The organism is Pedobacter westerhofensis (assembly GCF_900182595.1).
Taxonomy (GTDB): domain Bacteria; phylum Bacteroidota; class Bacteroidia; order Sphingobacteriales; family Sphingobacteriaceae; genus Pedobacter; species Pedobacter westerhofensis.
Window position 1 is genome coordinate 1 of sequence record NZ_FXTN01000028.1, and the last position, 9,945, is coordinate 9,945.

Sequence of the window (9,945 nt, forward strand, 5' to 3'; positions counted from 1 at the left end):
GGTCACTTTACACCGAAATGAGGGGGTCAATTTAGAGCGGAATGAAGCGTCAGTTTAATTGCGGAATGAAGAGGTCAGTTTTGGCGAAACTCCCAGCCAAGCGTTGTAGCGAATGTCCCACAAATTGCTACTAAAGATAACTAATTTTTCCATCCCATACCTGGCACCCAACAAAACTGCTCAAACCAGCTATCATTCCCTTCACCCGCCTTTTGTGACCAACGGCATCCTTCCACCAGCCTGTTATGCCGACATTTCAAGATCATTTTCAAATAAGGCGGTATAAGCGATTCTAAGCCTCAATTGGGAATAAGCAACCGCAGAACCCATCGCCGCTTATCGGCTATTATTTAGCCCTTAAAATTGAAAGTTAAGTTGATCCATCTAATCTGGAAAATGTGGCTTCGAAGGCAAAAGAGGTCAAGTTAACCTGAAAAGATGGGGTCAATATGGAGCGGAATAAAACGTCAATTAATTGGGGAATGAAGGGGTCAGATTTGACGAAACTCCCACTCAGCCTGAAGGGACGTATAAGCTAATAACTATTCCCGAACATCAATGTTACCAATCTAACATTTAAATAAATTATCCCTCTTCAAAGTAATCGCTATCTATTCGTTTGATTTCGTAATGTCTTTGTGGCGAAACACCCAAATTGTAGTCAATCATTAATTGAGCAAGTTCATCGCCGTTTATAAGCACGATTTTAATTTCATTTTTTGGTGAATAATTCAATGCCTCCTTTGTAAAGGAAGATGTTGTAATAAATATTCCTTTTTTAGCACCTTGGCCCGCTAGTGCACCTACAAATTTATGCAGCTCTGGTCTACCGACTACATTTCCTTCCTGCCACCTTTTCGCCTGAATATATATTATATCTAATCCAAGTTTATCTTCTTTTATGGTGCCGTCAATTCCTTCGTCACCAGTCTTTCCGACAGCTTGTCCTGCGTCTTTAATAGACCCCCCATAACCCATTTTCACCAGTAACTCCACAACTAACCTTTCAAAAAAGGCCGGGGATAAGTTCCGGACGGTATCCAGAACTTCCTGGGCAAGTGATTGCCTTATCATTTGATATGCGATATCGATTCTCTCTTCTGGTGTTTTATCATCTGTTTCATTAGTTGGTTTAACTGGCAAGGATTTTACATCTTCACTTTTATAGTTTTGAAATTTCAAGAATTCAGGAAACTGTTTCAGGAAGCTATTGTCAATAGTAACCGGGCCATTAGACAACACTGCTTTGCCACGCTCACTAATCTCTAGTATTCCTCTTGTAGGAGAGGATATAAGTCCGGCTTTTTTCAAATATGTCCGCGCCCAACCTACCCGATTGTTAAATATCGGTTGACCTCCAGACAATAATTTCTGCCGGTCAGTATCTTTAATATTTAAGTTAATCGCCAGTGATTCAATAGCATCTTTTGTTTTATGCGGCAATTCATCTGCTAAAAGCTTCAGAAGAGGTAACATCAGTGTCTGGTAGTCTGGTATAGGCATGTTAAAAGTAGTTTAGATAAATTCACAAGTATGCTAGTACAAATCCCGTGCATTCACTGCCAAGTGATATTCAACGCCCGAATTTTTAAACAGGGCAAAATGCTTTTCTCCACACTCAATCTTCATACGCTCCACTTCACGTAAATACTGACGATCTAAAGTTCCTTTGGTCTCTGCAACAAAATACATTTTCTTTTGATCCTGAAAGACGATTGCCCAATCGGGATTATAATTACCAATTGGAGTAGGGATTTTAAAACCTCTCGGAATTTTAAAGAAAAATTTAATGTTATCGTCTGCTTCACAATCACCTGCGAAAACGCTTTCAATAGCACTATCAACTGCTATAAAATTAAAGGGGGACTTCTCAGGCTTACAAACCGTAAATAAATCTGCTAGGTGACCTTCAACTTCTTCTAATTCGAACAAAGTCATCTGGTATTTTTGACCATTTACTTCTTCGTATTTCAAGCCCTCGACTAGCAACTTGTTAAGATTATTCTTGATGCATTTGATTATATTATCTAAAAAGGTTTGCGGGTTAACTAAAACTTCCTTTAACCGATTACTACCTTTTAGTATTTCAAATATCGTTTGACGACTGATATCCACTCTTGATTGAACATAACTATAGATATCGGGTATGGGGTAAAGATTCGCCTCTGTATATTTACTGGCGGATTGTGATAATTTACTGTTGATCCCAGTATCAGTGAAGTTTAATACACCTGACCTAGATTCCATTAATGGTTGCTTTGTTAGCGGTACAATGTTATAGTTTGCAAGATCCGCCAAAACTTTCTGTATGAGTTTTGTAGAGTTAAAGGCAACGGAATACCTGGTCTTTTGACTAATCTTTTCCCAAATATCAAAAAGCAAAGGGAAGTTTTCTGCTGTTAATTCTTTTGAAAGCTTAATTTGCTCCTTCTTATTTGCATCTCGTATTTTGTTAACAAATTCAACACTTGTCTCATCCAAAATTTCTTTTTGAAGCCCTGCGCTAAAATTCTCGTAAGACTCATTAGCAATTACCGTTAGTATATTGATTCGCTTGTCTCTTACCTGTGTCCCCTCGCTATCTACAGCAAGGCGTAAGCCTCTACCAATCTCTTGACGTTTTTTGACCTCACTCTTACTTTCGTTCAGCGTGCAAATTTGAAAAATGTTTGGATTATCCCAGCCCTCGCGCAGCGCAGAGTGAGAAAAGATAAACCGAAGAGGTTCATTCAAGCTCAATAGGCGCTCTTTATCTTTCATGATTAAGCTATAGGTATCTTCATCATCCTGAGAACTACCTTTGGTGTCCTTAAAGTTTCCTTTTTTATCTTTCGAAAAATATCCATTGTGCACCATTTGGGCATTCCAATATTCAGGATGCAAGCTTGGTATATCACTTTCATGCACCCCGTCAATAGCAAAATAACTTTCAGGAGGTGCAAGAGTAAACAAGTCAGGATATAGTGGCTGATATTTCTTAATATATCGATTGAATATCTCTTCAAACCATATTGCGTATTTTCCTTTAACAGGATTTCCTTGCTCATCGTATTGACGATAATGGGATACTTTATCGATAAAAAAAAGCGACAGTACTTTAATTGGGGCATAATGGCCCATACGTTTCCAATAACGTACTTCTTTTTCGAAATGATGATAAATCGTCCTTTCGATTTGATATTTTAAAAGTTCATCAGATCGAAATCCTATAGCCTCATCTTCAGAAAGGACAATTCCATTGGAGAATTCAACCAGGTATTTACCATCCTGATTAGAAATACTGTTCAATATATAACCATCCCTATATACCTCGCGACCGCCTGACAATTCAAACAAGTCATCCCCCAAAGAAGCTGATACAACTTTATCGGCTACGTCAAAAAGAGAAAGACAATGGATTAATAACCTAACTTTAAAGTGCTTTGTATTTGCATCAACGTTGACTAATTTAACAAAAGCAGTATTATAGTCATGATTGGCAGTCACTCCATCCACTTCAATTTGTTTCACGAGGCCTAATTCATAGGCTTTTACTGGATTAAGACTATATATCAGGTTATAATGATTTTTATGAGTAGCGCTATATCTAAGTGTAAAAAGAGGATTTAGATTGTTAATTGCCGCGCGACGGATTTCCGTCTCCATATTCTGTGGCTCGTCTACTATTACGATAGGTCGGGATTTCTGTATATATTCAATCGGTCTTATCCCGATTTCCCTGCTATTATTAATCACATTACCATCTTTAGCAAAACTGTCGATATTAATGACCAATATTTCAATGTTATTGGATGTCGCAAAGTTCCGTAAGATGGTAAGTGCACGCGGATCATATACTTTAAAATTCAGTGATGGGTTGTTATAAAGCTCCTGAAAATGCTCGAAAGTAATTTTTAAGTTTTTTAACGCGCCCTCCCGGATAGCAATGCTTGGAACTACGACCACAAATTTTTTAAAACCATAAAGCTGGTTTAATCGGTAGATAGTTCGAATATAAGTGTAGGTCTTGCCTGTCCCTGTTTCCATTTCAATGGAAAAGTTCAACTTACAATTTTGATTACTGTCAGCACCCGACTTATTACTAACCAACTGCTCCGAAACTGCCAAACGGTTCTTTAGCTGGAGCTCTTTCAAATTTTCTAGAATTTGGTCTTCATTAAGCACAAGATTATTAGCAATCCCATGATCAGTCAAGCGTATGGAAGAATTACCAGCTCTAAATGCATATTCAAAACTGCTTAAACTTAACGGTTGTCCTTCGAAAACCTCCACTACTGAATTAACTGCTGCAAGTTGATAATCCTGTGTGCTTTCAAACTTAATTTTCATCAGATCAGAGTAAAATTGATTTTAGCTTCAGAGAATTCTAGTTTAGTATTTGTTAAAAGCTCATCGCTATGAAAAAGGCTATTCAGCACAACGACCTGTTGCGGACGTAATTGGTAAATTTTCTCACGGATGTCATCATTAAATGCTTTCAGGCATATGCAAATATTAGCTTCAGTCAGATGGAAAAAAAATACAGCATCAACATCAATTTTCCTAACTTCAGTAGTTAATAATCGGCCAGATTTGAGTATCAGTTCGACCAACATATTTTCTTCCATAGCGTCACTATTTTCTGCATTAAGAAATAATTCTAATTGCGATAATAGTTCGGCGTCAGTTTCAATATCTGCCCGCCAAACTTTAAAATTGGACGGGGCAATTCGGTAGTACCTGAAACCATGTGGTGAAAGTAATAACTCGTCAGGATCCAATTTGCGAATAGTTCTTTTAATCCTTTCACGGCCAATCTCAGCTATAGTATGATACCCGTTGCGGTAAGCTTCCGTATTTTCGCCGATCTGCTCGGCGAGCTGAACAACGATAAATTTCCTATTGCCATTAGTTTCCGCGTTTAGTTCAAGTACGGCATGCGCCGTAGTGCAACTACCAGCAAAGAAATCCATTATTAAATCGCCATCATCCGTGCCAAGTTTTATAAGCTCTTTAATCAGGCGACGAGGCTTCGGAGTATCGAAAATATTCATGTTTCCTAGAATATCGGAAATTTCTGCTGTACCATCAGAATTTAATGGAACAAAATCCCAAATTGTAGGGTAAGTTACACCTTCTTTAACGTCCTTGAGGAATCTCTTTAATTTTGGGCGTCCTTTATTATCTTCTCCAAAATAAATTTCATTATTATTGATAAGGCTTTGTATTTTTTCTTTATTGAACCTCCAATTGCCGTTATTGGACGGGTAATGTTCGTCTCCTGTGTTGGGATTCACTATCCCAAAGTGAAGGGAAGCAGTATAGCGTCCACCTTTCACGTTAGCCATCAGGTCGCCAGATGTCCATGCGCCTTTGGGATGGTTATCAGGATTTTGGTACCTATTCAATTGTTCGACAGTCCGCTCCCTTAAGTTAAGTTTGCACTCTGTGATATTTCTTGCGTAAGCTAATATATAATCGTGATTCGCACCAATAATCTTATCATTGGGTGGAGAACTTCTTTTTCGCCAAATTATTTGTACAATAAAATTTTCTTCCCCAAATATTTCATCCATAAGCAATTTTAAATTGCTCTGTTCATTATCATCAATTGAAATGAAAATAACGCCATCCTGACTTAACATATTCTTAGCCAGGTAGAGTCTTGGGTACATCATTGACAACCAAGATGAATGGAACCTACCGCTTTCTCTTGTGTTTTTCTGCCATAATGTGTCCTTTTCTAATGTCCCAGAATCGCTTGCCCAACCACTACGTTTATTGTAGTCACTTTGAAATTCGCTGAAATTGTCTGGATATAAAAAACTGTCATTACCTGTGTTGTAGGGAGGGTCTATATATATCGCTTTTACCTTACCAAAATAAGATTTCTGCAATATTTTAAGTGCTTCAAGATTGTCTCCCTCGATAAAAATATTCTGGGAGTTATCATAATTAACACTATTGTTGCGTACAGGCAACAATGTAGAGGTGGTTGGCTGCTGTATCGATGACCGAGACTCAGACTTACCAGCCCAGGCCAACTCATAATGCTCTTTGTTAGAAATTACAAGATCGCCAAGAACATCCCGCAATTTACGAAAATCGACTTTTCCTTCAGAGAATGTTTCTGGAAATATCGATCGCAACTTATCTATATTGTCAGCTATGACATCAAAACTTTTACCGTCCATTGAAATCTTATAATCCCATGAAAAGTACAGATAAAATTTATAAATTGCTGCATATGAGGAGCATGCAATCCGTATGTGCCTGGTTTCCAGGCTGTTTTTTTTTATTAACTATCCGACCACAGCTGAAGAGTCGAATTCTCTAGCCAAACTATTGAATTTTTCTCTACAATTAGATAGAGAGAAATGGCTGATAACGCCGGCATTAAAAATTTACGCAAAAAGATTGCAGCTGTATCTCCCATACGCGCGTGATTAGATAAAGTTTCGTGCGTTAAGTGCAGTTCAGTGTCTTTATTGTGGACGAGTGAGTTGCGGATTGCATAAATCATTTTAGCGAAAGGGATAGCAAATTGATTTCGCTCGAGGCTTATCTTGCCATAAGTACCTTCGAAGCCTAGGACGGTGAGTAACATGTCCATTTTTGGTTCGGTTGTATGCGTTGCCAGGTCGTTCCAAAGTCCAAATATATACGCATCAAAAGTCGTTGTTTCATCATAATTTTTAGGGAAAACTTCTTTAACTAATTTTCGTAAAGAAATGGCCTCTGAATCACTGACTTTCTCATACATAATTTGAAAATCTCTTATGTAAAACAGATTACCGTGCTTAGCTTCCAGTGAAACCAATGGAAACCGATACATAAAATTCTCTATTAAATGATATAACCTTAAAAATTTATCAAGGATATCAACGTCATTATTATAGTCACTTAGGATGCTGATCGCATCATTAAATTGTTGATAAGCGTTCGCTTTTAATATTTTTCTATTAGCCGGAAGTGCAAAAGGTTGATTATAGGTCTCCGGTTCATGGATCATCTTCCCGTTGATAACCATATGCAATGAAACAAGTGACTGTATAGCTCCAGCTTTGTTAGTCAACGATTTATGTACTAAAACGTATTGCTTCAAATCCAGGGGTACTGCACCACCAATCTTCGCTAAAAGATGTGCTGTCATATCACGACTTATTTGCGTTGTTTCTACCCACCCAATTAGCTCTGAAATATTATTCAAATTGACCATCATGAGTGATTCATTGATATCAGCATCCCCATGATAAAAGTTATTTTCTATAACTGGCTTTTTCAGAGGTTCAAAAACAAATTCATCAACATCTAGCAATGCTGCAGTAATATCGATTGTGCCCGCTATTGCTTCGTCCAATTTTTTGATAAGCAATGGAATTAATTTCAACTCTGTTAACTGACTTATGACTAAACCAGGGTGTTCGGTCGCTAACACGGTTGTTACATCTATAAGAACATCAAAACTAGTCGGGATTTCGCCAAGAATTCGCGATGCTTCCAAATCGGCAATTAGAGCACTTATTTTATCATTTTGGGCAAGAATTTCATCTTGCTTTTCAGGGACTAAGCCATTTGCATATGCTTCAAATTGCACATCATCTACAGTTAATACCCTTAACATTCGGAGTAAATTTGTATATATAATATCAATATAGGTCATTTTGCCTCCCGGTTAAAATATAATTTCCAGTCGATAACTAAATCTTCTTCACTATTCAAAATATCAGTAATACAATAGTACACTGCACGCTTGTTAACTGTTCCGAAGTTGATCTTCGCTAGATCTTGACTATTTCGAACTACTTCAAAATCGTCGAGTCTTAGTACCGCAACTTTGGAGACTATTTTAGTATTGAAAATTTCAATCGCTTTTTCAGCGGTTACCGGAATTGCCTTTGAGTAATTTCCTAATGCAGCGTAAATTCCAACTAAAGATGTCTCGCGGCCAAGCCATTGTATACCCGCAACGCCAAATGTCTCTTGTAGATGTTTATCAAATTTCACTAATGAGGTCAGGAAAGCCTTTAAAAAATCATACTTTAAAAGCACGTCAAATACATCATCATCAAAATAATCACTCTGTGACTTTTGAATTAGATCTATATTGGTAGTCAAAGGTTTTGCTTCACTGAATGACAACAGTGAAGTTATCAAATTTGAGAATTGGAACTGACCTGGCTGGCGTTCTTTTCCTAACTTGTATTGACTAAGTTCTTTATCCTTTATCAATACGAAATCTGGCACCTCAACTCTCTGGACAATTGGTAATATATTGCGAAACAGTAGCTCTAGCTGGTGTTTCGTTTTAACCGCTTTATGCCCAGCATTCAACACAAGCATTTTGTTAACTTCTTCTGATGCGCTAAGTCCAATCCAAATTTCAAACCACTGAATTCTTTCGTAAAGAGTTTCCAGCAGTTTATTGGAATCTCCTTTCACGAAGTCAATTAACTTAAGAAAAATTGCGGTTGAGCTGTTTTTTTCTTCAAGAATTTTACGATAATTTTTCGAGATGGAAATTTTGCTCATCTCCAAAACAGAAGGATTTGACTTTATTTCCTCGTCCAACAATTTTATTGATTCATAAATGCCTTGCAAGCGAAAGGTCCGCTGTAGTCCATCTAGGATCTTGAAGGTGGTAATATCCAAATCAGAACCATAGATCTCAAACTCATTAGTTTCAACAACCAGGACGATTGGCGGAATGTGCTTTTTGTCAGTGATAGTGTTAATTAACGCATCTAAATAGGCATTATTAACAATTTGACGCTGCACCTCGTAGTCCTGGTAATTTACAGGAAGGGCATTTATATAATCGGAAAGCGATATGCTCGTTAAATAACAAATAGCACTACCTTCCCTAAACTGGTCTAAAATTTTAGCTTTCAATTTGGTGGTATATATGATCTTTAAGAAAAAGTTAGCGAAATATAGAAAATATAACTCACGTTGTTAAGGATATTAAATTAAATCAGTCGAAGTTGGTGCCAAACGTCGTTGCGTATTAACTCGTGAGCTCTGCGTAAAACCGCTTTGGGGGGATATGATTCCCCTCAAAATTAAATCATAGCGGATTGCCGCCCGGATAATTTGAATAAATTTGTTGGTAAACACTTACAGACTTAGAATGCACATCAGGATCTGTGTATACGGCTTGCGGTAACAACTGCAAGGAATCATAAATAAATATTTTCACCTGCGTTTTTAGCTGGCCACTTTTACGCCACCTGTCTTTATCTCAAATTCCTTTAAAATTTTTAAGCTTATGTACGAACGTATTCTTACCATTAAAGATTGGAAGTGGAGGATCACCCATGCCGTTTTATAGTGATTAGAATATGCTTTTTGTGCCGGAATTCCTGGTCACTGCCGGTTGTGGTTCTGCACCACAAACAGATCAGTGGGAAGAAATTTTCTCCGTAAACACCCCAAGCGAGAACCTCTGGTTTCGCAAGCCGCAATGTGCGGGGGAATAAATAAGAAATTTTGGGAAAAGACAGGTCTGGCGACCAGCTATTTAATCCTGTTGTTCGAACTATGAGATTCAAATCTACTATGCATACCGATCGCCTACCTGAAAAGAAAAACAAAATAATGCTTTAACAGCTACTCTTTTTTAACTTAATCCGTAGTGTAAATGTGCCCTTAGTGGCTAATCCAATTTCTTTATTAACCAGCGTAGGTTTATCCAAATGATCTTATTTTCTAGCATACCTGCTAGTTACCACGAACGATTAGAACTATTTCAACTTTCTAACATCCCAATTTAACTCTAAAATATTTAGTTTTTTTGCTATTTATATTGGTTTTTAGATGTTGCGTATTTCAGCGAAAGTGCCCCCTCTGTTTCGGGTCAAACTGACCCCCCCACTGGCTGCCGAGCGTAGTAGCGGATGCTCCACTAAGTACTACCAAAGATAATAAATTCCCGCCGCCCCCATCTGGCACTGAGCAAAAGCAGCT

Annotated in this window: 5 protein-coding genes; all 5 read right to left on the reverse strand. The window is 37.7% G+C overall.

Annotation, left to right across the window (positions count from 1 at the left end):
- Positions 1-585: 585 nt before the first annotated feature.
- The gene (locus tag FN831_RS27380; RefSeq protein WP_142531400.1) at positions 586-1,503 is read right to left on the reverse strand and encodes a restriction endonuclease; all 918 of its coding nucleotides are present in this window, start codon (positions 1,501-1,503) and stop codon (positions 586-588) included.
- Positions 1,504-1,536: 33 nt separating this feature from the next.
- Positions 1,537-4,329 (reverse strand): restriction endonuclease, encoded by a 2,793-nt coding sequence (locus tag FN831_RS27385; protein WP_142531401.1) that lies wholly within the window; start codon positions 4,327-4,329, stop codon positions 1,537-1,539.
- Positions 4,329-6,173: a site-specific DNA-methyltransferase gene (locus FN831_RS27390; RefSeq protein WP_142531402.1), complete on the reverse strand. Its 1,845-nt coding sequence runs from the start codon at positions 6,171-6,173 to the stop codon at positions 4,329-4,331. The genes FN831_RS27385 and FN831_RS27390 overlap by 1 nt, the downstream gene beginning before the upstream one ends.
- 104 nt (positions 6,174-6,277) lie before the next feature.
- A complete protein-coding gene (locus FN831_RS27395) occupies positions 6,278-7,603 on the reverse strand; it encodes a hypothetical protein (RefSeq protein ID WP_142531403.1) in 1,326 nt (441 codons plus the stop codon).
- 35 nt (positions 7,604-7,638) lie between these two features.
- Positions 7,639-8,871 (reverse strand): hypothetical protein, encoded by a 1,233-nt coding sequence (locus tag FN831_RS27400; RefSeq protein WP_142531404.1) that lies wholly within the window; start codon positions 8,869-8,871, stop codon positions 7,639-7,641.
- Positions 8,872-9,945 lie beyond the last annotated feature (1,074 nt).

Bases quoted from the DNA above. Each gene is read 5' to 3' on its own strand.
- FN831_RS27390 (WP_142531402.1), bottom strand. From the start codon at position 6,173: ATGGACGGTAAAAGTTTTGATGTCATAGCTGACAATATAGATAAGTTG.
- FN831_RS27380 (WP_142531400.1), bottom strand. From the start codon at position 1,503: ATGCCTATACCAGACTACCAGACACTGATGTTACCTCTTCTGAAGCTT.
- FN831_RS27395 (WP_142531403.1), bottom strand. From the start codon at position 7,603: ATGTTAAGGGTATTAACTGTAGATGATGTGCAATTTGAAGCATATGCA.
- FN831_RS27385 (WP_142531401.1), bottom strand. From the start codon at position 4,329: ATGAAAATTAAGTTTGAAAGCACACAGGATTATCAACTTGCAGCAGTT.